Source organism: Mesorhizobium sp. B3-1-9, from assembly GCF_006439595.1.
In the GTDB taxonomy this organism is placed as follows: domain Bacteria; phylum Pseudomonadota; class Alphaproteobacteria; order Rhizobiales; family Rhizobiaceae; genus Mesorhizobium.
The window spans coordinates 53,737-80,007 of sequence record NZ_VFTJ01000023.1 but is presented as its reverse complement, the minus strand read 5'-3'; the positions used below and the strand labels follow the sequence as shown (position 1 = coordinate 80,007).

Annotated in this window: 22 protein-coding genes and 2 pseudogenes; 16 read left to right on the top strand and 8 right to left on the bottom strand. The window is 63.2% G+C overall.

The annotated features are described in order from the left end of the window. The 5 genes from FJW07_RS32160 to FJW07_RS27895 all read left to right on the top strand — a co-directional run. Positions 1–470, top strand: a 470-nt coding sequence (locus FJW07_RS32160) for a hypothetical protein (RefSeq protein ID WP_246680885.1), incomplete at its 5' end; no start/stop codon positions are given. A gap of 271 nt (positions 471–741) precedes the next feature. Then, positions 742–921 (top strand): hypothetical protein, encoded by a 180-nt coding sequence (locus FJW07_RS32155; RefSeq protein ID WP_246677341.1) that lies wholly within the window; start codon positions 742–744, stop codon positions 919–921. A gap of 188 nt (positions 922–1,109) precedes the next feature. Continuing rightward, on the top strand, positions 1,110–3,416 hold the full coding sequence (locus FJW07_RS27905) for a peptidase domain-containing ABC transporter (RefSeq protein WP_140704975.1): 2,307 nt from the start codon (positions 1,110–1,112) through the stop codon (positions 3,414–3,416). 8 nt (positions 3,417–3,424) lie between these two features. Next, positions 3,425–4,831, top strand: a complete 1,407-nt coding sequence (locus FJW07_RS27900; RefSeq protein ID WP_140859491.1) for an HlyD family type I secretion periplasmic adaptor subunit — start codon at positions 3,425–3,427, stop codon at positions 4,829–4,831. A gap of 1 nt (position 4,832) precedes the next feature. Continuing rightward, positions 4,833–6,548: a tetratricopeptide repeat protein gene (locus FJW07_RS27895; protein ID WP_140859490.1), complete on the top strand. Its 1,716-nt coding sequence runs from the start codon at positions 4,833–4,835 to the stop codon at positions 6,546–6,548. Between the two features lie 275 nt (positions 6,549–6,823). Here FJW07_RS27895 and FJW07_RS27890 read toward each other — a convergent pair whose 3' ends face one another. After that, positions 6,824–7,831 (bottom strand): substrate-binding domain-containing protein, encoded by a 1,008-nt coding sequence (locus FJW07_RS27890; protein ID WP_140704981.1) that lies wholly within the window; start codon positions 7,829–7,831, stop codon positions 6,824–6,826. Between the two features lie 47 nt (positions 7,832–7,878). Further along, positions 7,879–9,237 carry an ROK family protein gene (locus FJW07_RS27885; protein WP_246680884.1) on the bottom strand — a complete coding sequence of 453 codons (1,359 nt, stop codon included), beginning with the start codon at positions 9,235–9,237 and terminating at the stop codon, positions 7,879–7,881. A gap of 246 nt (positions 9,238–9,483) precedes the next feature. Here FJW07_RS27885 and FJW07_RS27880 point away from each other — a divergent pair, with 246 nt between their 5' ends. The 6 genes from FJW07_RS27880 (at position 9,484) to FJW07_RS27855 (ending at position 15,592) form a co-directional block, all read left to right on the top strand. Next, on the top strand, positions 9,484–10,311 hold the full coding sequence (locus tag FJW07_RS27880; protein WP_140859489.1) for a sugar phosphate isomerase/epimerase: 828 nt from the start codon (positions 9,484–9,486) through the stop codon (positions 10,309–10,311). Positions 10,312–10,351: 40 nt separating this feature from the next. Further along, entirely contained in the window at positions 10,352–11,473 is a 1,122-nt protein-coding gene (locus FJW07_RS27875) for a substrate-binding domain-containing protein (RefSeq protein ID WP_140785460.1), read from the top strand. A gap of 64 nt (positions 11,474–11,537) precedes the next feature. Continuing rightward, positions 11,538–12,707 (top strand): Gfo/Idh/MocA family oxidoreductase, encoded by a 1,170-nt coding sequence (locus FJW07_RS27870; protein WP_140785459.1) that lies wholly within the window; start codon positions 11,538–11,540, stop codon positions 12,705–12,707. Then, complete coding sequence (locus FJW07_RS27865; protein ID WP_140859488.1) at positions 12,704–14,290, top strand: sugar ABC transporter ATP-binding protein; 1,587 nt, start codon at positions 12,704–12,706, stop codon at positions 14,288–14,290. The genes FJW07_RS27870 and FJW07_RS27865 overlap by 4 nt, the downstream gene beginning before the upstream one ends. Beyond that, a complete protein-coding gene (locus tag FJW07_RS27860; protein ID WP_140859487.1) occupies positions 14,280–15,248 on the top strand; it encodes an ABC transporter permease in 969 nt (322 codons plus the stop codon). The genes FJW07_RS27865 and FJW07_RS27860 overlap by 11 nt, the downstream gene beginning before the upstream one ends. Continuing rightward, positions 15,248–15,592 (top strand): putative quinol monooxygenase, encoded by a 345-nt coding sequence (locus FJW07_RS27855; RefSeq protein ID WP_140704991.1) that lies wholly within the window; start codon positions 15,248–15,250, stop codon positions 15,590–15,592. The genes FJW07_RS27860 and FJW07_RS27855 overlap by 1 nt, the downstream gene beginning before the upstream one ends. A gap of 98 nt (positions 15,593–15,690) precedes the next feature. On the opposite strand, the gene FJW07_RS27850 is transcribed toward FJW07_RS27855, so the two are convergent. Together FJW07_RS27850 and FJW07_RS27845 are read right to left on the bottom strand one after the other, a co-directional pair. Further along, positions 15,691–16,293 (bottom strand): NADPH-dependent F420 reductase, encoded by a 603-nt coding sequence (locus tag FJW07_RS27850; RefSeq protein WP_264296199.1) that lies wholly within the window; start codon positions 16,291–16,293, stop codon positions 15,691–15,693. Positions 16,294–16,464: 171 nt separating this feature from the next. Beyond that, complete coding sequence (locus FJW07_RS27845) at positions 16,465–17,199, bottom strand: SDR family oxidoreductase (protein WP_140785455.1); 735 nt, start codon at positions 17,197–17,199, stop codon at positions 16,465–16,467. Positions 17,200–17,465: 266 nt separating this feature from the next. On the opposite strand from FJW07_RS27845, the gene FJW07_RS27840 reads away from it, so the two are divergent. Together FJW07_RS27840 and FJW07_RS27835 are read left to right on the top strand one after the other, a co-directional pair. Continuing rightward, positions 17,466–18,362, top strand: a complete 897-nt coding sequence (locus FJW07_RS27840) for a LysR family transcriptional regulator (protein WP_140785454.1) — start codon at positions 17,466–17,468, stop codon at positions 18,360–18,362. A gap of 393 nt (positions 18,363–18,755) precedes the next feature. Continuing rightward, positions 18,756–19,886 carry a DUF6551 family protein gene (locus tag FJW07_RS27835; protein ID WP_181182738.1) on the top strand — a complete coding sequence of 377 codons (1,131 nt, stop codon included), beginning with the start codon at positions 18,756–18,758 and terminating at the stop codon, positions 19,884–19,886. Between the two features lie 270 nt (positions 19,887–20,156). Here the strand turns inward: FJW07_RS27835 and FJW07_RS27830 are convergent. After that, positions 20,157–20,518: pseudogene (locus tag FJW07_RS27830) on the bottom strand (acetyl-CoA C-acetyltransferase); the annotation flags it as partial. A gap of 132 nt (positions 20,519–20,650) precedes the next feature. After that, complete coding sequence (hutH, locus tag FJW07_RS27825) at positions 20,651–22,147, bottom strand: histidine ammonia-lyase (protein WP_140704997.1); 1,497 nt, start codon at positions 22,145–22,147, stop codon at positions 20,651–20,653. A gap of 261 nt (positions 22,148–22,408) precedes the next feature. On the opposite strand from hutH, the gene FJW07_RS27820 reads away from it, so the two are divergent. Beyond that, on the top strand, positions 22,409–22,678 hold the full coding sequence (locus tag FJW07_RS27820; protein ID WP_226891947.1) for a hypothetical protein: 270 nt from the start codon (positions 22,409–22,411) through the stop codon (positions 22,676–22,678). A gap of 183 nt (positions 22,679–22,861) precedes the next feature. Here FJW07_RS27820 and FJW07_RS27815 read toward each other — a convergent pair whose 3' ends face one another. Then, positions 22,862–23,764, bottom strand: coding sequence for an SDR family oxidoreductase (locus tag FJW07_RS27815; RefSeq protein ID WP_140704999.1), 903 nt, complete (start codon positions 23,762–23,764; stop codon positions 22,862–22,864). Between the two features lie 98 nt (positions 23,765–23,862). Between FJW07_RS27815 and FJW07_RS27810 the strand changes: the two genes are divergently transcribed. Both FJW07_RS27810 and FJW07_RS27805 read left to right on the top strand, forming a co-directional pair. After that, positions 23,863–24,699: a helix-turn-helix transcriptional regulator gene (locus FJW07_RS27810; protein WP_140657364.1), complete on the top strand. Its 837-nt coding sequence runs from the start codon at positions 23,863–23,865 to the stop codon at positions 24,697–24,699. 111 nt (positions 24,700–24,810) lie between these two features. Beyond that, positions 24,811–25,146 (top strand): hypothetical protein, encoded by a 336-nt coding sequence (locus FJW07_RS27805; RefSeq protein ID WP_181167161.1) that lies wholly within the window; start codon positions 24,811–24,813, stop codon positions 25,144–25,146. A gap of 219 nt (positions 25,147–25,365) precedes the next feature. Here FJW07_RS27805 and FJW07_RS27800 read toward each other — a convergent pair. Continuing rightward, positions 25,366–26,262, bottom strand: a pseudogene (locus FJW07_RS27800) (LysR family transcriptional regulator); the annotation flags it as partial. Positions 26,263–26,271 lie beyond the last annotated feature (9 nt).

The following is a 26,271-nucleotide window of genomic DNA, read 5'->3' as shown; positions in this document are numbered from 1 at the left end:
GCCACGGGCTCGACTGGAGCAACTGGAGCTACCGGCTCGACCGGAGCAACCGGTGCCACCGGTTCGACCGGAGCAACTGGAGCTACCGGCTCGACTGGAGCAACCGGTGCCACGGGCTCGACCGGAGCAACTGGAGCTACCGGCTCGACTGGAGCAACCGGTGCCACGGGCTCGACCGGAGCAACTGGAGCTACCGGCTCGACTGGAGCAACCGGTGCCACGGGCTCGACCGGAGCAACCGGAGCCACGGGCTCGACCGGAGCAACTGGTGCCACGGGAGCGACTGGAGCAACGGGCGCAACCGGAGCCACGGGTGCGAGTGGAGCCACGGGAGCAACTGGAGCCGCAGGAGCAACTGGGGCCACGGGATCCACCGGCTCGACAGGTGCTACCGGTTCAACTGGGTCGACCGGTGGGACCGGGTCAACCGGCCCGACCGGAGCGACAGGATCGGACGGTGGGACTGGTGACCAGGGTGGTCCGCAGGGTAACAACGGGCATGGCAACGGCCAACAGGACGCGCCAGGCAATTCCGGTGACCACAACAATGGCGACAACAGTTCGCACCAAGGGCAGGGCAACTCTGCCGGTGGCCAGGGCAATGGCAACGGAGGCCCACATGCGACCGTTACGGCCAGCACGCTGGGGCTGACGGACGTCAAGCAGTTCCTGCAGTCCGGCTCGGACGGCAGTGGCGGCGGCGGTTCGTTCAAGCAACTCGTCAGCCAGGCGATCAACTCGGTGACGACCGATCTCTTGAACGTTCTCAACACGGTCAAGGGTTTCGGCCAGAACCAGAACAAGCCGTCCGGCGCGACGTCCGACCTGACCCAGGACAAGGGCAAGCAGAGTGCCGGCTATGGCCAGACCGACGACACACTGAAGAAGGCTCTGAAGGATATTCTGAAGCCGCATGACTGAGTATTGGTCAAAACAATGCGCGCGGGCCTTGCGGAAACGCGGGGTCCGCGTAGCCACGTCTTGGACGCCGGCAACGAGCTCGCACTGCGGGGCGGTTCGGTCTATGATGGATGTTGCCGACTTTCCGGATTGGGGCGGTGTGCGGGGAACACCCCCGAACCCTCGCTTTTAGACCGCAAGGGGAGCTTATGGTGAGCGTGCCTCGAAACTCCGAAGTCCTGCCTGTCCCGATCCGTGACGATGTCGAAGTGGACATGACCGGCAAAGGTCGGAGCGAGGGCGCAGCGGAATGGGTTCCTGGCGGTCCCGCGGCGTTCGATCGGACAGGGCCGCGCATCAAGGCGATGCTGCAGGTCGCCCGCTATCACGGAGTCGACCTCGATCCGAACGAATTCAGGGCGGCAATCGCCGGTCCGGTTCCAAGTGCTTCCGATCTCTCCCAGTGGGCACAGAACGCCGGCATGTGGTCGCGCGCGCTGCGTATCCGCTGGTCGCATCTGTTGCGCTTCGAACACGCAGGGCCGATCGTCTTGCTTTTCACCGATGGCGGCGCCGGCCTCCTTACCGGGGCTAGCGCCGAACGCAATGTCGTTTTCCTCAAGAGCGTCGATGCGCCGGATGACGCGGAAGCTGTTGCCATCGATGAGCTCCGCCTGCTGCAGGTATGGTCGGGCGAGGCCGTCCTTTTGCGGGCAGCGAGGTCTTATATCGCGGCGGATGCGCCCTTCACCTTCGGCTGGCTTATCGATTTGGTGCGGCTCGAGAGCCGGCCGCTGCGGGACATTGGCATCGCTTCGTTCACGCTGAGCATTCTAGCGATTCTGCCGCCCCTCATCGTCATGACGGTCGTCAACAAGGTGCTGCAGTTCAGCAGTATCCCCACTCTGGTGCTTCTCTCAGCGGTCATCGCCGTCGTCTTCCTTTACGAGACGCTGCTCGGTCACGCTCGACGACTGATCATTAATGTCGTCGGTGCGCGCCTGGACACCAAGCTCAATCTGCATGTCTTCAGCAGGTTGTTGCGCCTGCCGCTCGACTATTTCGAGCGGCATCCGGCTGGCGAGACTATGTACCATCTCGCTCAAGTCTATCGCATCCGCGAGTTCCTGACCGGAAAGCTGCTCAGCACATTCCTGGATCTGATCACGCTCTGCGTCCTGATCCCGGTCATGTTCTACATCAACGCCACGCTCGCCTGGATGGTGCTCGCCTGCGCGGTCGTGATCATGGCGATTATCTTCGCCTTCCTTGCGCCGCTGCGCCGACGCTATCAGAACGTGGTCGACGCCGAGACCTGGAAGGCGGCCGCGCTCGGCGAGACTGTCGTCGGCATCAAGACCGTCAAGGCGCTCGGGCTGGAGCCGCAACGCAAGGCGCTGTGGGACGAACGGGTGGCCGACGCGGGCAAGGCGCGTCTTGCCTTCGGGCAACTGGCCAACTGGCCGCAAACTCTCGTCACGCCGATCGAGCGCGCGATGGTCCTCGGCACCATGCTGATCGGCGCATATCTCGCGATGAACGACCGGTCGGGCTATATGGTCGGCAGCCTGTTTGCCTTCATGATGATCGCGCAGCGCGTCGCGCAGCCGCTGGTCGGTCTGGCGCGGCTGGTCGAGGATTATGAGGAGGTCGGCGCGGCGATTGGCGAGGCAGCTGGGGTTCTCAATCGCCCGTTGGAAAGCAGCTCCAATTCCGCCGGCTTACGGCCGAAGCTCGTCGGCGAGATCAAGTTCAGCGATCTGACCTTCAGCTACATCGGCACCAAGACACCGGCACTCGACAGGGTCAGCTTCGATGTCCCGGCCGGCACGATGTTCGGGGTCGTCGGACGCAGCGGATCAGGAAAATCGACGATCGCGCGCCTGTTGCAGGGCATCAATCGCGACTATAGCGGGTTCCTCAAGCTGGATGGAGTCGATCTCAAGGAAATCAACCTTCGTCATCTTCGCCAGGGCCTGGGTGTCGTCCTTCAAGACAATTTCTTGTTCCGCGGCTCGATCAGGGACAACATCATCGCGGGACGTCCTGGCTTGACGCTTTCCGACGCCATGCGTGCCGCCCACTTGGCAGGTGCTGCCGAGTTCATCGAACGCATGCCAAACGGCTACGACACCTATATCGAGGAAGGTTCGCCCAATCTCTCCGGCGGTCAGAAGCAGCGGCTGGCAATCGCCCGCGCGCTCATTCACGACCCGACCATCCTCATACTCGACGAAGCGACGAGCGCGCTCGACCCGGAGAGCGAAGCGGTGGTCAGCGCCAATCTCATTCGTATCGCCAGCGGGCGTACCATGATCATCGTTTCGCACCGGCTCGCCTCGCTCACCGAATGCGACCAGATCCTGGTCATGGACCAGGGTAAGGTTCTCGATGTCGCTCCTCACTCGGTGCTCCTGGAGCGGTGCGGTGTCTACCGCCAGCTCTGGCTCCAGCAGAACCGGCATCTTGACGGCCGCCATAGCCGTCTGGCGGCCGTGCCACCTCGCCCTGTGTGAGACCGGCCATGAGCAGCACCACCCATTCCACCCTTCCAGTTCCCCGGCGCCGGCGAGAGGCCAGCGATCCGACGGTTCCTGCCATTCTCGAATTCCAGTGGCCGTCGACGGCGGTCGCCAATGCGCCAATTCCGTGGGTGGCACGCAGCGTCGTGTGGATCATCACCAGCATGGTTGTTGCGCTCATCGCGCTTGCCGCGCTGATACCGGTCGATCAGGTCGTCACGACGAGGGGGCTCGTGGTCTCGCAATCGCCCAACATCATCGTCCAGCCACTGGAGACGGCGATTGTTCGGTCGATCGAGGTGCGCGAAGGACAGCGTGTGAAGGCCGGCCAACTGCTGGCCAGGCTCGATGCCACCTTCGCCTCGGCCGACCTCACGGCGCTGGCGACCCAGGTCACGACGCTTGAAGCCGAAGTAGCGCGCCTGAAGGCGGAGGTCGATGACAAGCCCTTCAACTACGATGGACTGGATCCAAGCTGGACGCTGCAGGCCTCGATCTACGAACGTCGCAAGGCGGTCTACGACGCAAAGCTTGAAAGCTTCGACCGGCAGCGTGACGAACTGAGTTCCGTCATCTCGCGCTCGCAGTCCGACGCCGAGGGGTATCGGCAGCGGCTCGCAGTTGCGGCGTCGATCGAAAAGATGCGTCAGCAACTCGAAGAAAGGCAGGTTGGAAGCCGTCTCAACACGCTTCTAGCTGAGGACAATTCGGCGGAAATGTCGCGTTCGCTGAGCAACGCCGAGCAGACGACAGAAGCCGCCAAGCGCCAGCAGGCCGCTGCCGCGGCCGACCGAGACGGTTACATTCAGAGCTGGCGCGCCGAGGTCTCGCAGAGCCTTTCGGAAGCCAATTCACGCATGTCGGATGCTCGCGAGCTTCTAAACAAGGCGAAGCTTCGCAAGCAACTGGTGGAACTAAGGAGCGAGGCCGACGCGACGGTTCAATCAGTAGCCAAGGTCTCCGTCGGCTCCGTCTTGCAGTCTGGCGAACGCTTCATCACGCTAGTTCCGGCCGATGCAGTGCTCGAGGTTGAGACCAATATCATCGGCCGTAGCAGTGGCTTCGTTCATGTAGGCGATCCCGTGGCTATCAAGTTCGACACCTTCGCCTATTCACAGTATGGCCTGGCGCATGGCACGGTTCGAGCGGTCAGCCCGGATTCGTTCTCGGCCAGAGAACAGGCGCGCGATCCAAACAGTTCACTGGCCATGCTTCCTTCGGATGCCGACCAGTTCTATCGCACCCAGATATCCATCGACGACGTCGCACTCCATGGGTTGCCCGCCGGTTTCGCGATCAGCTCCGGCATGCCCGTCACCGCTGACGTCAAGGTCGGTCGCCGCACAGTGCTCAAATACATGCTTGGCGCCATGTTGCCGATCGGACAGGAAGCGATGCGGGAGCCATAGGATGGCTATGCTCGACCGCCTGACTGGACGCATCCATCCCGCCCTGGCTTTTCGCCGGGCGCTGCAACTTTCCGACAGCGGGAAGCCTGCGGAATCCTTTGCGCTGATGGGTATAGCGGCACGCGCGGGCATCGTGGAAGCGCAATACCGGGTCGGCCGCTGCTATTTGGAAGGCAATGGCGTGCCACCCAGCCACTCGGAAGGGGCACGTTGGCTGCGGCGAGCAGCCGATCGCGGCAGTCCAGACGCGCAGGCGCTGCTTGCCGCGTTGTGCGTAGCGGGGGTTGCGGGACAGGAAGCTGACGCCGGTTCGGAAGGTTTGTTCGATCGAAATTCCTTGCGAGAGCCAGACTTCGCGGCAGCGCGCGACCTCGCGCGAAAAGCAGCCGAGTCCGGCTCCGCAACAGGGCAGGCCCTGCTAGGCTACATCCTAAGCAAAGGCCCGGACGCGATGCGCGATCTCGATGCCGCGCATGGCTGGTACGAGAAGTCCGCGGCGGCCGGCTGCCCGGAAGGATGCCTCGGCCTTGCCCTTTCCTTGGTCCGGCTGAGGCAACCGGACCAAAGAAGCAGGATTGCCGCAGAGGTTCGGCGCGCGGCGGATGCCGGCCTGCCGACGGCCATCTACCTGCTTGCCATCCTCACCGAGCACGGAATGGGCGTGCCCGTCGATCTCGAGGCAGCTCAGAAGCTCTATCAGGAGGCCGCTGAACGGGGACTCGCATCTGCCCAGTTTCGGCTGGGGCTTGCGCTGATCGAGGGTGGCTTGGCGGATCGGGACGCCGTCGCCGGCGAGGCCTGGATGCGTCGCGCCGCGCTGGCGGGAAATGTCGACGCCGCCTATCGCGTTGGCGAACTGTACTCGGGGGGAGGTCTGCGAGACTATGCAGAGGCCGCGACGTGGTATCGGCGGGCGGCAGATGGGGGCCACCAGCCGGCTGCCCGCGCCTTGGCTTCGCTCTATCTCTCGGGCAATGGCGTAGCTCAGGACGCCGAAGAAGGAACGCGATTGCTGCGTGCCGCCGCAGCCAGAGGCAATCGTGAATCCCAGGTTGATCTCGCGAACCTTGTTCTTGAAGGAGCAGGCGAACCGGATGATGGTATCAGCGTCGCTGGATGGTTTGGGGCAACCGCGTCATCGGGTGATCTGGTTGCGGCGTTCAATCTTGGTCTCTGTTTCGCAGAAGGTATTGGTGTGGGTAAGGACCAGGAGCGGGCTGCGCATTGGATGGCGCGCGCAGCGGAAGGCGTGGCCGAGGCGCAATACATGTATGCCCGCATGCTTCAGGATGGACGAGGCATGATCGCTGACCAGAGGCAGGCCCGCATCTGGTTTGAGCGGGCTGCCAAGGCAGGCATAGTGGACGCGCAGGTGGCTCTCGCCGAAATGCTTTACAGTGGCCGTGGCGGGGAACGCTCTTTCGTGACCGCCGCACACCTTTTCAAGCAAGCCGCGGCTACAGGCCATGCTGGGGCGATGTTCGCGATCGGGGCACTTTACGAGGCCGGGCAAGGCCTGTCACTCGACCACAAAGCTGCGCAGAAATGGTTCGAAGCCGCCGCTGAAAGAGGCCATGGGCATGCCCAACTCATGCTTGGCCGCTATCTCTCCACGGGCATTGCCGGCGAGCATGACTCCGCCGCCGCCCGCATTTGGCTGGAGCGAGCGGCTGCGCACGGCGTCCAAGAAGCCGCCGAGGAGCTTGCCGAGACATAGCGGCGATATGCCTGACTGCAAAGCAACGGCAGCAGCGCCATTCTGGCCTAAGGCTGGGTGCAGACGGCCATCTGCGGATGAATGGGCGGTCTCCCACGCTGTGCATGCACCTGACAGGCACCTTGCCGCGACTGGCCGTTGCGGTTACTGGCCTTTGGCTCATCATCCTGTTTGGGTCAGGGCAACGCTTCGCAGTCGGGCAAGTAGCTTCCACAGACCGGGTAACGACGGGACTCTCGGAATGAAGCAAAGGCAGGTCGTTGCGCCTGCCCGGTTCAATCGCTTCGAAGCCTGCGAGCTCTGAGCAGGCCGGCGGGGGCCGGAGCACGCCACACGACCTGATAGGCTTCCACCACATTGGCGGCTGTCACGCTCAGCCCGGGAAGCGCGATCCACGGCGGAGGCCGGCGTTCCAGCAGCCCAAGGATGGTGGCGACGCCGGCAGCGCTCCCCTGGTCGTAAGGCAACTGGGCGGCAATTCCTTTTATCAGGCCGCCATTGGCAAGGTCGGTCGCTACCTCGTTGCCAAGGTCCACGGTGGTTATCGGTATCGTCTTCCCGGATTCTCGGATCGCCGCGGCGGCGCCCATTGCAGGCACGTCCCATACGGCAAACAGCCCGGAAAGATCGGGATTATCCTGCAGCAGGGCCGCGGTCGCGGTTCGCGCCTGCGTCACATCGGCGAACTTGCCGCGCACGACGGCAAGGTCCGGCCGCCGGGCCGCCATCCATTTGCGGAAAGCGATCTCGCGCTCATGGGTGGCGAAGAAATCCACGCCGTAGGCCAGAACACCGACCTTGCCGCCTTGAGGCACATGCGGCGCAAGCAGTTCCGCGCTGATTTGCCCGAGACCGAAATTGTCGGTGGAAATGACGCTGACATAGTCCTTTCCGGGAAGCATGCCGGTCGGAGCATTGTCGAGCAGGACAAGCTTTTTTCCCGCGCCGGCTATGGCGCGATGCGCATCGGCGGCCCGGCTGCTGCCGATGGGAATCGAAACCACCGCGTCGACCGGTTCACCGGCAAGGCGCAGCAATTCGGAAATCTGCCTGTCGACGTCGAAGGCGCAATCGATGACCTCGACCACCGCGGCGCCATAGCGGCCAAGTGTCGTGACCATCCCGGCCAGTTCCTCCTTTGCCCAGTCGCTCATTGTGGTGTGCAGAACGACGGCTACCGCGAAACGCCGGCTGCGGGCGGCATCGGCGTCGGCCTCCGACAATCCGACCTGATCGGCGGGAACCGCTCTTTCGCCATGCGGCCCAAGGCCCGTGATCGCCATTTTCTAACCTCCCCGGATTGTCGCGGCATTGAGTCGATTGGCAAATGCTAGGCCGGCATCCCTGCCGGCGGTCTGGGTCTGACTGGCCGGTTGCTGCTTTCGGCTGAAGCCTGCGCGAGGAATTCTTTGAATTCGGGATGCTCGCGCGGCGAACCAAGCGTGATCCAGCCCTGAAGGAAACGCGCATCGAACAGCGATTCCGCTACAACCTGCGCGGCGCCGACCAGCCCGGCCGATCCGCCCATCTGCGAGCGCACGATGCGCAGGTCGCGGGTGACGACCGGATGCGCCTGGCGATAGACCGCCTCGCGCACCGCCGCCAGCAGGATATCCCCGGTCTCTGCCACGTTGCCGCCGAGCGCTATCAACGATGGGTTGAGAAGATTGGCAAGGGGCGCCAGGACCTCGCCAACGGCGCGGCCGCAGCGCCCCAGAAGATCGATGCAAAACGTATCACCCAGCTGGGCGCCGTGGCCGGCATCGGTGACGGTGACATCGCCTGCACGCGCCAGCACTTCGGCAAGATATGCGCTGCGTCCGCTTTCGGCGGCCAGACGCGCCTCGCGTCCCAGCACTTCGCTGCCCGCGACGCTCTCGAGGGTTCCGCCCTCGATGAATGTATGGCCTATCATGCCCGCTGCGCCCTGCGCGCCCCTATGCAGCACGCCTTCCGATATCACGCCGGCGCCGATCGAGCGTCCAAGCTTGACGAAAATCATATCTGTCAGGCCGATGCCACTGCCGGATTTCAGTTCGCCCATGGTCATCGTCTGAACGCCGCTCCGCACCCACACGGGCGCGCCGACCGCGGTGGCCAGCTGCTCGACAAACGGAAAACCGTCCCAGTTCTGGAACGCGTTCAGCGCCGGGGCGAAGAGCCGCTGGCCATCCGATTTCTCGACAGCTCCGGGCACCGCCAGTCCAACGCCCCAAATGGCAGCCTCGCTGCCATGCTCCTCCAGCATCCAGGCAAATAGCGTTGCCAGCCGCTGGACCACCGGTTCCGGTCCCGCCGCGAGCTCGACGGCCTCATGATGCTCCGCCAGCAGACCTCCAGAGAGATCGGATACGCCAACTGCAAGCGACGAATGATCCAGCACGGCGACCAGGATCATTCCCACACGCGGCCGGAAGCGAACATGGCGAGGTGCCCGACCGCCAATGGCCGGCCCAAGCTCGCCTTCCTCGATCAGCCCGAGCCGAAGCAATGTAGCCAGACGGTCGGCAACGACAGCTCGCCCAAGTTCGGATTGGTTCTCCAGCCCCTGGCGGGTCGTCGCTGCCCCTGTCCGCACAAGATTGAGAAGCATGGCCAGGCTTCCATGTGCGGATTCGCTGGCGCGTGGCCGGCCTGCGGCGCGCCGCGGCTTGGCAATGTCTCCGGCCGCCGTGCCGCCCTCGTCCATACCTTGTCGCGCCTCATCTCGAGCTTCTGGCCAGTCGTCCCGCTCGGCATGGGTAGCGCGCACACATTTACGGATCAAGCAATAACTTCTGCTGTTTTTCAACAAAAGTATGCCAGCTTTTGCATTTTAATGATTGACGGCAGCGAAACTGCGCGCATAAGTTCGAGTTGGAGGAGAGCCGACTTGAGGTCGGGTCTGGCCGCGGCAAGGCGACCTGAGCTTCCGGCTGCGCAGGAGGAAACATACATGCAGGTGAAGCTGGCCTATCACGCGAATTGTTGGGGCGCGCTTGGCGGCAATGCCGTCGGTGTGACGTCGATTACTCAGCTGACCTATCGCACTTTCGGCGATATGGAGCAGGCGATCCACGACATTGGCGCGGCCGGATATGCGGGCACCGAACTCTTCGACGGCAATCTTCTGGACTATGAAGGCCGCTATGGCGAGTTGCGCGAAGCGTTGAAGCAGTCTGGTGTCGTGCTCGTTGCCGGCTATTCAGGCGCCAACTTCATTTTCGACGATATCCTGGGCGAGGAACTGGCGCGCGTAGAACGTGTGGCGGGTGCCGCCGCGGAACTGGGCGCCGAGCACCTTGTGGTCGGTGGTGGCGCCAAGCGTGCGAGCGGGCGCCAGCAGGACGATTTCAAGCGCCTCGGCGCGGCGCTGGACAAGGTCATCGACATCGCGGCCAAAGCGGGCTTGCGCGCGCACTATCACCCGCACCTGTCGACGATTGTCGAGGGGCCCGATGAAGTCCGTGAGGTCTTCAGGCACACCGCGATCGATTTTTGTCCGGACACTGCGCATCTGGCTGCCGCCGGCGGGGATCCGGCCGCGCAGATCCGCGAATTCAGGGACCGTATCAGCTACGTCCATCTCAAGGGATGGCAGCGTGATCCCTTCGCCTTCACGCCGCTCGACCGCGGCGATCTCGCCATGGCGCCGATCATCGATGCGCTCAAGGATACCGGATTTTCTGGATGGATCGCCGCCGAGCTCGATGCCTGGCCTGACCCGAAGCAAGGGGCGGAACTCAGCATGAACTATCTGAAAAAGGCCATAGGGCCGAGTTGAACCGACGGGCATTGCGCCTGTCATCAGGGAGGAGACCGAAATGACGCATTTCAAGACAATAGCCGGAGCTTTCACGGCGGCTCTGCTGGCCACCAGCCTCTACACAGCTGCCCCCGCCTTCGCCGATCCGGATTCAGCCCTTGCCGAGTTGCAGAAGACCGTCCTTTCGAAAGGACCAAACGGCGAAACGCCGGCGCCGGCCTCCGCTGTGACATTGAGCGAGGAGGAACTGGCAAAGATCAAAGCCATGAAGGCCACGGCGGCGATCGTCATGCATTACGGCGGCAATGACTGGTCGCGTGCGCAGATCGCCGGGCTCAAGGACCAGTTCGGCAAGATGGGCATCGAGGTGATCGCCACTACGGATGCCGGCTTCAAGCCGGAAAAGCAGGTCGCGGACCTCGAAACGGTGATGGCGCAGAACCCCAAGATCATCGTCTCGATTCCGACTGACCCCTCCGCGACAGCCTCCGCCTACAAGGCCGTCGCCGACAAGGGCGTGAAGCTCGTGTTCATGGACAACGTCCCGGCCGGCCTTGTCGCCGGCAAGGACTACGTCTCCGTCGTCTCGGCCGACAATTACGGCAACGGTGTCGCGGCAGCGCATCTGATGGCCAAGGCATTGGGCGGCAAGGGTGACATCGGCCTTATTTTCCACGCCGCCGACTTCTTCGTCACCAAGCAGCGCTATGACGCCTTCAAGAAGACGATCGCCGACAACTATCCCGACATCAAGATCGTCGCCGAACAAGGCATCGGCGGTCCCGACTTCTCCGGAGACGCCGACAAGGCGGCATCGGCGATCCTCACCTCCAACCCGACTATCAATGGCATCTGGGCCGTGTGGGACGTGCCGGCCGAGGGCGTCATCTCGGCGGCGCGCACCGCTGGCCGTGACGACCTCGTCATCACCACTTGCGACCTCGGTGAGAACGTCGCCATCAATATGGCGAGCGGCGGCTTCGTTAAGGGTCTGGGGGCTCAGCGGCCGTTCGATCAAGGTGTCACCGAGGCGCTGCTCGCCGGCTACGGCCTGATCGGCAAGCAGGCGCCGCCCTTCGTCGCCCTGCCGGCGCTTCCAGTCACCAAGGACACACTGCTCGAGGGCTGGAAGGCCGTCTACCACGCCGAGGCCACCGACAAGATCAAGGGCAGCATGTAATGCGCCCCGCGGCCGGCGCACTCCCTGCCGGCCGCGCCTTTCTTCATTCGATCAGGAGATCATCATGACCAGGACGTTCAACGTGGCGATGATTGGCGGCGGCTTCATGGGCAAGGCCCATGCAATGGCCTATGCGGCCATGCCGATGTTTTTCTGGCCCGCGCCTGCCAACCCGGTGCGCAAAGTGGTGGTCGACATCACCGATGCGCTGGCCGACGAAGGCCGCCGTCGCTACGGCTTCGAGGAATCGTCCGCGGACTGGCGCAAGGTGGTGACCAGACCGGACATCGACGTCATCGATATCGTCACTCCGAACGATAGCCATGCTGAGATTGCGATTGCGGCAGCGCAGGCCGGCAAGCATATCATCTGCGAAAAGCCGCTGGCGCGCGGCGGCGACGAAGCAAAGACCATGCTCGACGCCGTCAACAAGGCCGGCGTCATCCACATGGTGGCCTTCAACTACAGGCGCACACCGGCAGTGGCGCTCGCCCGCCAGTACATAGAGGAAGGCCGCATCGGCAAGATTTTGAACTTCCGCGGCACCTATCTGCAGGACTGGTCGGCCGATCCGGACTCGCCATTGTCCTGGCGTTTTCAAAAGAAGATAGCTGGCTCGGGTTCGATCGGCGACATCGGCACCCACGTCGTCGACCTTGCCCGTTATCTGGTGGGCGAGATCGCCGAGGTCAGCGCATTGGTGCGCACCTACAACAAGACGCGGCCTGTCCAGCACGGCAATCTCGACAGGCTCGGCGCCGCCGAGAAGAACACCGGAGCCGAGCGCGTCGAAGTCGATGTCGACGACGAGGTGGTGACGCTGCTGAAGTTCGCCGACGGCGCCATCGGTTCGCTCGAGGCGACCCGCAACGCCTATGGCCGCAACAATTTCATCACCTTCGAGATCCACGGCACCAAGGGCTCGATTGCGTTCAACTACGAACGGCGCGACGAATTGCAGGTGATGTTTGCCGATGATCCTGCCGATGCGCGCGGCTTCAGGACTGTCTATTCCGGTCCGGCGCACCCCTATGGCTCAGGCCTCTGGCCGATCCCGGCGCTCGGCATCGGTTACTCCGAAACCAAGATTGTCGAGTGTTTCGATTTCTTCTCGGCCATCGCCTCGGGCAAGCAGCCGTCGCCCAATTTCGAGGATGGCTACAGGACCGAGCGCGTCGCCGACGCACTGATCGAATCCGGTGAAAGCGGTCAGTGGACCAAGGTAAGACCATGACCGCTGGGACGCCTGTTCATGCGGTGGAGATGAAGGGCGTCAGCAAATCCTTTGGCGGGGTCAAGGCGTTGATCGATGTCGACCTGCAGGTCGAAAGAGGCGAGATCCACGCGCTGCTCGGCGGCAATGGTGCCGGCAAGTCGACCATCCTCAAAGTGCTGAACGGCGTGCATGTGCCTGACGCCGGCACCGTTCTCGTCGACGGCAAGCCGCTGGTGGAGATATCGCCCGAAGCCTCGCGCAAGGCCGGCATCGCCATGATCTTCCAGGAAATGAGTCTGATCCCGACGCTGACGGTGGCGCAGAACGTGTTTCTCACCCGCGAAGCCAAGGGTGCATTCGGCCTGATCGACGACCGTACCGCCGAGAGGCGTGCCGCGGACCTGTTCAAAATGCTCGAAGTGGAGGTCGATCCGAAGGCGACCGTCGGCGATCTGGGCGCGGGACAGCGGCAATTGACCGAGATCGTCAAGGCGATCTCGCAAAACGCAAGGGTGCTGGTGCTGGACGAACCCTCGACGGCGCTGGCGATTTCCGATGTCGAACGCCTGTTCGCTTTCCTGCGCAAGCTGAAGTCGCAAGGCGTTGCCATCATCTATGTTTCGCACCGGATGGACGAGATCGCCCGCATCGCCGACCGCGCCACCATCCTGCGTGACGGCCGCCATGTCGTTACCGCACCATTGTCGGAGCTGCCCGTCGAAACGATGATCGAGCATATCGTCGGCAAGCGCTCGCGCGGCCTGTCGGATGTGGTGCGCGGCCAGTCGAGTCTTGGCGAGCCGCTGCTGGAGCTGGACAACGTTTCAGGCCCGGAAAAGCCGAAGAATGTCAGCTTCGTCGTTAACAGGGGTGAAGTGGTCGGCCTGGCCGGACTGCTTGGTTCCGGACGTTCAGCAATCGCGCGCGTCATTGCCGGAATCGATCCGGTCGTCGAAGGCGAGATACGCATCGCCGGCAAACCGGTGATGATCACGAAACCGAGCGAAGCCATCGAAGCCGGCGTGGCGCTGGTACCCGAGGACCGTCTGCGTCAGGGCGTGATTGCCGAGCATTCTGTCGCCTCCAACGTCACGCTCGCAGTGCTGGACCGTCTGAGTCGCAAAACATTTGTCTCGGGAAAAAAAGTACGCGATCTGACGGATGAACAGATCGCTCGGCTGCGGATCAAGACGGCATCGCGCGACAGCGCGGTGCGTACGCTTTCAGGCGGCAATCAGCAGAAAGTCGTCATCGGCAAATGGCTTTCGACCGGTCCGGAAATCCTCGTCCTTGATGAACCAACCGCCGGCATCGACATTGGCTCGAAGTCCGAGATCATCACGCTGGTGCGCGAGTTGGCGAAAGCTGGCAAGGCGATCGTCCTGATCTCGTCGGAGCTGTCCGAGATGCTGTCGGCCTGCGACCGCATCATCATCGTTTCGGCCGGCCGCCTGGTGGACGACGTCAGCCGCGCCGACCTCGACGATCCGTCGGCGCCTGCGGGCGATCCGGTCGCGCAGCTGCAGGCCGCCGAGCGCAAGCTGCAGATCGTTATCCAGAACGCGATGAGCAAGAGTAAGCGAGAAACACATGTCCACTGACCGGGACACCGTCCCTTGGCTCTTTGCAAGGCTAGGTCTCGCCAACTGGCGGCAGAACATCATTTATATCGGCTTCCTGGTAATCTTCATCGCGTTCGCGATCACCCTGTTCGACAAGGGCTTCCTCAACCCTAACAACCTGCTCAACATCGTGCGCCAGACGGCGATGATCGCGGTCATGGCAATCGCCATGACCTACGTGCTGTCGGCGGGAGAGATCGACCTGTCCGTCGGGGCGGTGGCGGGGCTGGCTTCGGTCACCACGGCCATGGCGATCGACGCCGGTGGACCGGTTACCGGTATCGTTGCGGGCCTCGCCACCGGTGCCGTCGTCGGTATCTTCAACGGTCTGCTGACGACGCGCATCGGCATTCCGTCCTTCCTCACCACGCTGGCCATGATGGGGATCGCCACCGGCACCGCGATGTGGATGAGCGATACAGCCGCGGTGCCGATCATCTCGAAGGGCTATTCGTGGATCTTTGGCGGCGGCAATATCGGGCCGGTGCCTGTCCTGCTGATCTGGATGTTGGTGCTGGGCGCCGTCGGCCATGTCGTGCTGAGGCGAACGAGCTTCGGCCGGCGCGTGCTCGCCACCGGCGGCGGCGAGGTCGCGGCGCGTTATTCCGGCATCGACACAAAGTCGATCAAGTTCCGCGTCCTCATTATATCGGCCATGGCGGCAGCACTTGCCGGCATGCTCTATGCCGGGCGGCTGCAATCCGGCCGCTTCCAGCTCGGTCAGGGCGACGAGTTGTCGGTCATCGCTGCGGCAGTGCTTGGCGGCACTAGCCTGTTCGGCGGGTCTGGCACCGTGATTGGCACGATCGTCGGCGCGCTGATGATCGGCCTCATCAACAACGGCCTGATCCTCATGGGGCTGGAATTCAGCCAGCAGCTCATTGCGCGTGGTGCCATCATCATCCTGGCCGTTGCGCTGAGCCAGGGAAGGAAATGATGACAGTTCCCTACACGGTGATCGGCACTGTGATCGCAAAGCCCGAAACGCGCGAGGAATTGCAGGAGATCCTGTCGGCCTTCGTCGAGCCGACGCGCGCCGAGGACGGCTGCATCAGTTATGACTTTCACGTCGACCCGGCCGACCCATGCGTGTTCATGTTCTATGAGAACTGGCGCTCGAAGAACGATCTCGACCGGCATCTGGCGATGCCGCATCTGAAGCCGCTGTTTGATCGGCTCGATCAACTGCTGGCGAGTCCGGTCGAGATTCGGAACTTTGTGATGCTCAGCCGGATGGCTGTTGACGTTCAGCCCATCAGCGTGCCCACAGCTTATCAATGACGACACGATGAGCGATCGTTCCGAAGGCGACGCAGGCGGTGGGCCCGTTGGCGCGAAGTCTGCCGAACTCGAGCGGGAATGACGGGGTCGTAGATCGGTTACTGCTCCTTCTTGAACAAATCCTGGAAGATGAGCTGGCCCCAAGTGCGGCCGCGTGCGTGCACCAGCGCGCCACCTTCGTTGAGCTTTCCCAGCTTGACGGGTGCAAACCCGAGTTGTTTGGCCAAGGCCGCCACGGGAGCGGTCGCGTCCTCGTCGTCGCTCGACAGAAAGACGACCCGGTGGCCGCCCTCGACGACCGGATCGGCAGCCAGGGTGGCCGCAATCAGGTGATTGAAACCTTTCACGAACTTGGCGCCGGTGAACGACTTCGCGACGAAGGCGGAGGACGGGAGGCCGTCCAGCTCTTCAGGTACAGGAAACGCGTTCATCGCGTCGATGACCGTCTTGCCTTTCCAGCTCGGCAGGGCTTTCGCAACCTCGCGATGCTCCCCGAACGGTACCGCCAGGATGATTGTGTCGGCCTCGAGTGCTTCCCGCAGCGACTTGGCGACGACCGTGGGTCCAATCGCCCGAGCCTGTGGCGCCAACGCCTCGGGCTGCCGGCGGCTCGCGACGGTCACATCGATGTTTTTACGGGCGAAGGCGTGGGCGAGAGCCTGGCCTACCTTACCGAATCCTACGATTGCATAGCTCATAATATTTCTCCGATCTGTGTTGATGTTGATTCCCAGGCCTTCAACGGCGCTGGGTTATCCGTCCCGCTGTGTGCCGACCTTCGCGGAGACGTCCCCTCGTGGACGACCGGGCCGACCGCTCAGCGCGGAAGTCGTTTCGCCTTGGGCGCGCTATTTCCGCGATCAGGCGCGATTTCAGATGGCCGAGAAGCCGCCGTCGACAGACAGCTCCACCCCATTCACGAAGCTGGAATCGTCCGAAGCAAGAAACAGCGCGACCGCCGCAATTTCCTCGGGACGCCCCATCTTTCCCCGCGGGATGAGGGATTCGAACATCTGCTTCGCCTCCTCGGTGAGAACCTGGTCCTGCATCGGTGTGGCGATCGGCCCCGGGCTCAGCACGTTCACCCGGATATTCCTGCCCTTCAGTTCGTTGAGCCAAGTGCGTGCGAATGAGCGCAACGCCGCCTTGCTCGCCGCATACACGCCGTAGCCAGGAAAACCTTTCACCGAAGCAACTGACCCGGTCATGAAGATCGATCCGCCATCGTTGAAGAGCGGCAGCGCTTTCTGAACCGCAAACAGCGTGCCGCGCGCATTCAGGCCGAAGGTCGCATCGAAGTGCTGCTCGGTGATCTCGCCCAGAGGGACGGCTTCGCCCGTGCCGGCGCTCGCGTACAGGACGTCGATCTTGCCCTTTTCCCGCTTGACCGTATCGAACAGACGGTCGAGGTCGTCGAGATTGGCCGCGTCGCCGCGCACGCCGGTCGCGTTCCGGCCGATCAGCCTGGCGGCCTCGTCGAGCGCCTCCTGTTTCCGGCCCGTGATGAAAACATAGGCGCCTTCTTCAACGAACCGCTTGGCGCTCGCCAGTGCCATGCCGCTCGATCCACCTGTGATGACTGCAACCTTACCATCTAACTTTCCCATGACTTTCCTTCCAGGCTCCATCTTTGGTCGTTCGGGGAGGCCCCGAGAACCTCAAGATGGGGCGGCCGCAGTCAGGCGTTGAGTGCGGAAGCGCGCACATCGGTGGTGCGAAATCGATCCGGTTGGACGACTGACGCCAGCCACGACGATCGATTGTCCGCCGTTTGGAATTGGGCCGCGCTTGTCCGCTTAGGCTATGACGGCCGCCCGTTCTGCTGTTAGATGCGGGCTTTGGAAGGCGCACCCCAGCGGTGCTGGATTGCACCATGATCGACTGGGATGACGTTCGCTACTTTCTTGCCGTCGCGCGCGCAGGCTCGGTGCGGGCTGCCGCCGAGCGCCTCGGAGTGAACCACTCGACCGTGCTGCGACGCGTCGCTCAGCTCGAGGAACGGCTCGGGGCGCACATGTTCGAGAAACTGCCTTCGGGTTATCGCCTGACGGCTGCGGGGGAGGAGGTCCTTGAGCTTGCCGACCAGATGGAAATGTCGTCGCACCAGCTGGAGACGCGCGTCCTTGGCCGCGACCAGAGCGTGCGCGGCTTACTGCGGGTGACACTGGCGCCGCCGCTGGCGACACACCTGCTCATGCCGGACTTCTCCGATTTCGCGCGTCTGTATCCGGACATCGAGATGGAAATCTTGTCGTCCGGCGAGCTGGCAAATCTGACCAACCGCGAGGCCGACGTCGCGATCCGCGTCGTCTACGACCGCAAAACCCTGCCGCTCAATCTTCACGGCCTCAAGGGATCGGATGTATTCGGCGGTATCTACATGTCCCGCGATCGACTGGCCGCGTGGCATGCGGGCGCGCCTGATCCCATCCGATGGATCGTCATAAGCATTCATGGAATCCCGGACTGGGCCCACTCGGGTGAGGTTCGCGCCGCCGAGGTTCCGTTCAGGGTCACGGATGCCGAGGCGCAAGTCGTCGCGGTGCGGCAGGGGCTCGGGATGACGACGCTGCCGTGCTTCGTGGGAGATGCCGACCCTCTGCTGGCGAGGGTGCCGGGTACCGACCTGCACATGTACGGAACGCTCTGGCTTCTCACGCAGGGGGAGACACGCAAGACGAAGCGCGTACGGCTCTTCACCGAGTTCGTATCCCGCAGGCTCGCCGCCTACGCGCCGCTTCTCGCGGGACTGTCCTTATCGCCGGACTGACGCGCGACAGGTAGCCGGCGACGCCTGCCGCAATCCGGATGGAAGCCGCAATCGCTCCAAGTGTCAGTCCGTCCTGCCAAGCCAGCTCAACCACCGAACTATGACATATCGGCGGGGATTCCGCCGATACCTGCGTATAGTGGTGGACAACTGCCCGGGATCGTTGAGCGCCGATTTCACTGAGACAGGACCTTGGCGTCCGTCAAACCAATAACGTCCAAGAAGAATCCCTACGCGAGCGTGTTCAGCGCCTCTTTCTCTGGAATTCTTGCGAAAGTCGGATCAGCGCCACCTCAGGCGGCGTTGATCTTAAGTCATCCAGATTGCACGTCCGCAATGCATTTCCTTCTCGCTCGCCGGCATGAAGCTTGCGAGACTTTTAGGAGACGCCACATGGTAATCGAGCAAACTTTCGGCCAATCCCGCGACGTTCGCAATTGGAAGAATGACAGATCGGCCATTCCGGATTGGGTACGCAATCAAATGTCTGGCGGCGTTGCATCCAATGGTACCTTCCTTATAGCCACACCTGTAGGCACCGTACGCGTGCACTTGGGCGACGTTGTCGTCGAGCACCGAGGCCAACTTTGGTCCCGCTCGCCTGATGAAATTTCGCAACTGATCAACGGGTTCGAGGCAGAAGTCGCACTGCCAATCGCTGCCATAGGTCCTGGCAAGGACGCTCAGTTCGGGACGAGGAGCAAGGCCGGAAAGGCTAGAATCCGCGGAGGTGAACGCAAAACCGGATTTCGGCCACCCGTTGGAAAAATGCCGAGCATCGAATGGGTGCACACTACTGAACTGACCGTCGACCAGTCCTATCAGCGGTCGATCGATAATGCAGGGTCTCGACGCCTGATTGCGAGCATTGCGGCCAACTTCGACTGGCGCCTTTGCGCTCCGCTCGTCATTTCGAGGCGTCCAGACGGATCGAAGGTCATCATAGATGGCCAGCATCGATGGGCTGCAGCAGTGCGAAGGGGTGATTTGCTACAATTGCCGTGCTGTCTTTTCGCCTATGACAATCCCGAAGATGAAGCTCGGATGTTCATTGTCGCGAATCGTGCCCGCAAGCCCATGAACCGCCTGGACGATTTCCATGCAGCCTTGGCGGCGGCAGATGAAGATGCCGTCGAGATTCAGCGACTTGTAACCGAAGCGGGATTGAAAATGGCCCGCAATACTTCATCGACTGCGTGGAAGGCCGGTGAGGTTGCTTTCACATCTTCTATAGCAACTGCACTGCGGCGACATGGGCCGGCGATTGTATCTGCTGCACTGACTAGCATAGCTGAGGCCTATGAGGGGCGTTCTCTTACCTACGGCGCATCAATATTCGGCGCTCTAATCAAGCTCTTTGCAAATTCGCCTTGTGGCTTTGATCCTGACGACGTCGTGCCCACGTTGCGACGGTTCGATATGGCTGTGCTGGGCGAGATCGTGACAGGCCTTAGCGGTGGCGATTCCCGTGCGGTAGCCGTTCATGCAGCCATTCTCGAAAGCCTGAGCCGGCAAAAAAATTGACGGTCAAACGTTGAAGCAATTTCGATGATTAAATGGATGTCGCGCTCGGAGTTTGTTCCGAGCGCGACATGTTCATTCCTGCTGGGCCTTGATCAAGATCCACGGGACATCAGCAGTCCGACCGGGAATTGTCATATCGAAGATGCGAGAGTTTTGCCCCATCCTGAGGCATCGCACGTCGGCTATGGCGTGAATAGCGAAAGAGTGGCCAAGCGGTCTTGGTGATTAAGCGCCGCATTGACCGAACGAGCCTGCACAATCGCCCCGGGCTCACCGCTGCAGGCAGATCGCCACGCCCTGGCCGCCGCCGATGCAGAGCGAAGCCAATCCTTTGCGCGCATCGCGGCGGATCGTCTCGTAGAGCAGCGTCACCGCGATGCGGCAGCCGGAACCGGCCAGCGGATGTCCTGGCGCGATGGCGCCGCCACTTAAGTTGATGATGTGTCCTCGTTCCAGCCCATCTCGCGATTGACGGCGATGGCCTGGGCGGCAAAAGCCTCGTTGACCTCCATCACATCGAGGTCAGAGGCCTGCCATCCCGCCTTCTCCAGCGCCAGGCGTGAAGCAGCGACGGGACCGAGCCCCATATCTATCGGCTCGACATCGGCGGAAGCATAGCAGGCGATGCGGCTGTTCTTCGCCTAGGATCTCTCGGCCTTCGTCACCGGGCAGGCGCTCAACGTCGCGGCGGTATCTACTACCACTGAGGCCAGGCACGATCTCGCCGACTGACGCGGCGCTGGTAGCGGGCCTGTCGGCCCGCTCTACAGCCGAGGCCCCGCCACCATGCGCGCCACCCGCGCCATGTCGGCGCTCATTTCGCGGTCGTCGTCGAGCGGGGCGACCAGCGCCCGCACGGCCTCATAGCTGCGCCGCGGCCCTTCGCCCATGCTGTCCAGCACGCCGCGCAGCTCGACGCCGGTGGCGGCGAAGATCAACTCCATCGCCACCAGATAGCGCAGGCGTTCTATGATAGCGGCGGTCTTGGCTACCACGCGTGGCGCCATCGACGACTGGTCCTCGACGCCATCCGAGATGGCCAAGGGGCTGAGCGACATCGGATTGGCAAGGTGGCGGATCTCGGCTTCGAGCGCCGCGATCGGCTTCTGCAGTTCCGCATATCCCTGGCGGCTGCCGCCTTTGGCCGACAGGAACCGGGGCAGCTCCGCCACCGTCGGCGACATCAGCTTCATCGAGCGGTTGGCGGTGCCGACGGCGCAATGCGCCAGCGCCTGGCCGAGATTTTCCCAGGTCAGCGTGAAAGCGGTCAGGTCGAAATTGCCGTTGGAGACGACCCGCTCAGCCTCCGGCAGGATGACGGGATTGTCGCCCGAATGGCCAAGCTCGATCTCCGTCGCCAGCTTCGCCTGCTCATAGGCGTGGAGCAGGCCGCCCCACACCTGCGGAACGCAACGGAAGCTGAGCGGATCCTGCAGGCGTCGCGCGGCATTCTCCTGCCACAGCCCACTGCCCGAAAGCTCCGTCCGCAGCCGCGCGCCGATCTCGACTTGGCCGAAGGCCGGCCGCGCTGCCAGCGCATCCTCGTCGATGGCCTTGAGGGACGAGCGGAATGCCTCGTAATTCAGCGCCACCGCCGCCAGCGACCAGTCGATCAGGCATGCGATCTCCTCGAGGGCGAGACAGGCCGTTCCGGTTGAAAGGCTGTTGGCGACGATGATGGCGTGGCCGTCCTTCTCGCGCAGGGCGAGCGGTTCGAGCCCGGCGAGCTTGAGCGCCTCGGTCGATGGCATGATCCTGCCCTGATATTCGCTCTCGCCGTCGCCGCGCAGCGCCCTGGCCAGATGACCGAGCGGCGCAAGGTCCGCGGCGCCCACCGATCCCCAGCTCGGAATGACCGGATGAACGCCTGCGTTGAGCGCCGCGACCAGGCCCATGACGACGCCCTCCGACGTGCCTGTGCCGCCCGCGGCCATGCCGCAGATGCGCGCGACCATCAGCGCCCGCACAGCCTCGGTCGGCAGCGACGGCCCGGCGCCCATCGAGTGGCTGAGCGGCACGCTGTGCTGGAAGGCGATCAGGTCGGCCTCGGCGAGCGGCGTGTCGACACACGCGCCAAGCCCGGTGGTGACGCCATAGAGCGGCTTGCCGAGCTGGGTGAGATGCTCGATGAGTGCCCGGCTGGCGCGGATGCGGCGCATGGCTTCCTCGCCGAGCGCGAGCCGGGCATTGCGTCGTGCGATCTCGGCGACGTCTTCCGTACCAAGCGGCTTGGCGTCGAGGACGATCACTCTGGCTGTCATCGGGCTATTCCTTGGCCTTCGGGAACGGTGGCCGAACGAATGCAGGATATCCGGCATCGGCGCCGGCCATTGTCGAAAATCCGCCGTCGCGACTGCCGTTATCTTTCTTCGATTGGCGATACGGCAGGCAAAAATCGGACGCCGATGTCACAACAGGCCGAGCCTCGCTCGCCTTGAAGTCGGCGGCGGGCAAACGGGAACTTTTGCTCTGCTGGCGATTTTGGATATGCTGCAGATCCAAATTGCCAGAAGGTCGCTGCCATGACGAAACATTTTGCAATCGCCGCGCTCACGCTTGCCGCGGCAGCCGCGATGGCCGGCCCGGTTGCCGCCGGCGAACATCGCCACCGCGTCACCGAACAGGAACGTTATGTCCCGGCCAGCGACGATATCATCGAGACGCTGTTTGGCGGGCCGCGCTATTACGATCAGCAGATGACCAACACGGCGGCGGGCGCCTGCGCGTATCACCGCGTCGGACCGGACGCGAATGCGGTGAACGACATCAACGACCACTATTGCGGGAAGTAGGGTTCCCCGACGGTATTCCTCCGGAGCCGGCGACAGCGCCGACGCGGCCGCCCTGATGAACAGCCATCTGGTCGACCTTCTGTCCGGGCTCGACCTCACCGACAAGGTCGAAAAGTCTGACAGCCTGGCGCACCTGCTGCAGACTGCGGTCCAGCCGGGTCGCTGAACCGCCGGAGGACTGGGCTAGGCCGCGGCCGCCTGCGAATAATCCATCCGTTCGAGATCGGCGATCAGGCCGGGTCCGGACGGCTGCCAGCCGAGATGCGCGCGCGTCCATTCGCTCGAGGCCGGCATATCGAGACCGGCGAAGATCGAAAGCCATCCGAAATGATCGGCCGCTTCTTCCTGCGGGAGCGAGACCACCGGCACGTCGAGGCCGGCGCCGATCACTTCCGCGATCTCGCGCATGGCGATGCCTTCCTCGGCGACGGCGTTGTAGCGCACGCCGGCTTCCTGCTTGTCCAGCGCCAGACGGTAGAGCTTGGCGACATCCAGCACATGCGCCGCCGACCACCGGTTGCGGCCCTCGCCAAGATAGGCCGACACGCCCTTGGCGCGCGTCTGCGCGATCAGCGGCGTGATCAGGCCTTGCTTCATCGTGTCATGCACCTGCGGCAACCGCACCACCGATACCTTGACGCCCTTCTCGGCCATCGCCGCACCGGTAAGCTCGGACAGGATACGCGGATTGCGGTGTTCGGTGTTGAAGATGTCTTCTCTCGCCGGCTGTCCGTGTTCGGCAGAACCCATGCCCACACCCGAGGTGATGATGAGCAGCCGGTCCGACCCGGCGAGCGCCCCGCCCAGCGCTTCGATCACGCGCTTGTCCTTCTCGCAATTCGCGACGAAATTCGAGAAATTGTGATCGAAGGCGGTGTGGATCACCGCATCCGACTTCGCCGCGCCGTCGCGCAGGCTGTCGAGGTCTTCGATGTCGCCGCGATGGGGCTCGGCTCCGGCAGCCGCAAGCGACCGCGCACCGGCTTCGGAGCGGGTCAGGCCGAGCACCTGATGGCCCGCGGCGAGAAGCTCAGGCACGATTCTGGAACCGATGAAGCCGGTAGCGCCGGTGAGGAATACACGCATGGGAGATCTCCGCTTGTTGTTCGGAGGCCTTATTTGCGCTATAAATCATTCTGTTAAAGTAGTGACTTTATCATGGTATAACAGCCAACAGGATCGCAATGCCAGCCGAGACGGCCAACAAGCTGGGCACCTTTCTACGGGACCGCCGCATGCGCCTCGATCCGGCCGCCTTCGGTTTTGCCACGGGGCGGCGGCGCACCCAAGGGCTGCGCCGCGAAGAAGTGGCACAGCGCGCCAATATCAGCCCGACCTGGTACACCTGGCTGGAGCAGGGACGGGGCGGCGCGCCCTCGGCGGACGTGCTCAACCGCATCGCGACCGGGCTGATGCTGACCGAGCCCGAACGCGAGCATCTGTTCATGCTGGGTCTCGGCCGGCCCCCGGAGGTCCGCTACAGAAACGTCGACAGCGTGACGCCGCGCCTGCAGCGCGTCCTTGACGCTTTGGACCCCAGCCCGGCGATCATCAAGACCGCGACATGGGACGTGGTTGCCTGGAACCGTGCAGCCGCGGCGATGCTAACCGACTATTCCAAGCTGCCGCGCGAGCAGCGCAACATCCTTCGTCTGATGTTCGGCAACTCGCGCGTGCGCGACGCGCAGGACGATTGGGAGAGTGTCGCGCGCTTCGTGGTCGGATCGTTCAGGGCGGATGCCACGAGGGCGGGCGCAGGCGCGGAAATCACCCAACTCGTCGAAGAGCTTTGCCGGATCAGTCCGGAATTCGAGGCGCTGTGGCGCGACAACGACATCGTGCCGGCCCACGGCGAGGGCGTGAAGCGCCTGCGGCATCCCGAGATCGGGCTGATCGAGCTGGAGTTCTCCGTCTTTGCGGTCGATGGCCGCCCGGAACTCGGCATGATCGTCTACAATCCCGCCACGCAGGCGGATGCAGAACGTATTCGATCACTAATCGCGGCTCGTTCCGCAGAATGATGGCCGCCATGTGCGGTATTCCGCCAAGGTGCGGCGGCGAAGCGGAAAACAGGTCACAAGGCGACTCGGTTAGGATAATATCCACCGCCCGATTCTTCGTGGAAGATGTCTATGACCTTGAATGAGCTTAGTTGGTCGCCCTCGGAAAAGAAAGTTGCCCGCGCCGCATATGACAAGGCTCTTGAGAGGGCACTGGCCAGCATCATGGCCGAATTCAAAAGACGGGCGAACGCCGCGACCACGCCCTCCGAGATGTGGGAGGTCGAGGACTATCTGAAGGAGCAACGTCGCGATTTGGATCGGACGTTCGACTATCGCTATTCGCAACTGACCGTCGTTTTCGCAACTCTCATCCGGCAAGGATACCTGGACGAGGACTTACTCTCGGGTCTGTCGGAAGAAAAACGCGAGGAGATCCGCAGAATGCTTGCGTGGCACAAAGGATAAGGGTTTAGAAGCGTTACCTTCGCCGTCGCACGCTGGATCGCTTGCGGTGGTTGGCCGAAGCTCCTCATGAAGACGCGGCGCATGCGGCCGGCATCGCCGAAGCCGCTCTGTTCGGTCGAGCGGCTTATTGCCTGGCTCAACCGCCTTCACGGGCCTTCGAAGCGTCAGCTTTGCCACCGCTGCCCGATCGCTTCGGGGGACGTCAGCGGCGCCCGGCTGCCGGATATGGTTGATGAAGGCGCGCAGCTTGGGCAGCACCTGGTGCCTTTCCGGGTAATAGAGAAAGACGCCCGGCGTGGTCACCGCGAAGCGGCTAAGCAGCGCCTGCAGGCGCCCGTCGGCGATCGGCGCTTCGGCGATCGGGCCTGGCACCTGCGCCAGCCCGACACCCTGGATCGCCGCACCGAGAAGCGAGGGGTAGTCATGCGCGATTAACGGTCCCGAGACGATCGCCTCTATCGTCTTGTTGCCGTCGACAAAGGACCAAGGCGCGACCGAGCCGTTCGAACGGCGCAGGCGCAGGCAGGCATGGTCGCGTAGATCCTCGATGCGCTCGGGCGCCGCGCCCCGGCGCAAGTAATCGGGACTGCCGACCACCACCATCGGAAAGGAGGGCGTCAGCCGGACCGCGACCATGTCGGGCGCGATCAGATCGCCCATCCGGATGCCGGCGTCGAATCCTTCGGCCGCGAGATCGGCGAGCTCGCCGCTGGCGACGATCTCCAGCTCGATCTCGGGATAGGCCTGGCAGAAGGAGGCGACCATCGGCTCCAGCAGCATCGGCACCACGGCCGGCGGTACCGAAAGGCGCAGGAGCCCCGCCGGCCGCTGGCCCATCCCGCGCGCGATCTCGCTTGCCGCGATCAGTTCCTCGAAGGCCGGCCGGGCACGCGCGAAAAAGCGCTCGCCGGCTTCCGTCAGGCCGACGCTGCGCGTCGTGCGGACGAAGAGCGCAGCGCCGATGCGCGCCTCGAGCGTTCGTATCGCCTGGCTGATCGCCGACGGGGTGACGGCGAGCTCGGCTGCCGCCTTGCGAAAATTGCGGTGCCTTGCGACGCTTAGGAATGCCTCGACACCATCGAGCGCGCCGTGCCTGACTGTGAAGTTCTGCTTCATGACCCATCG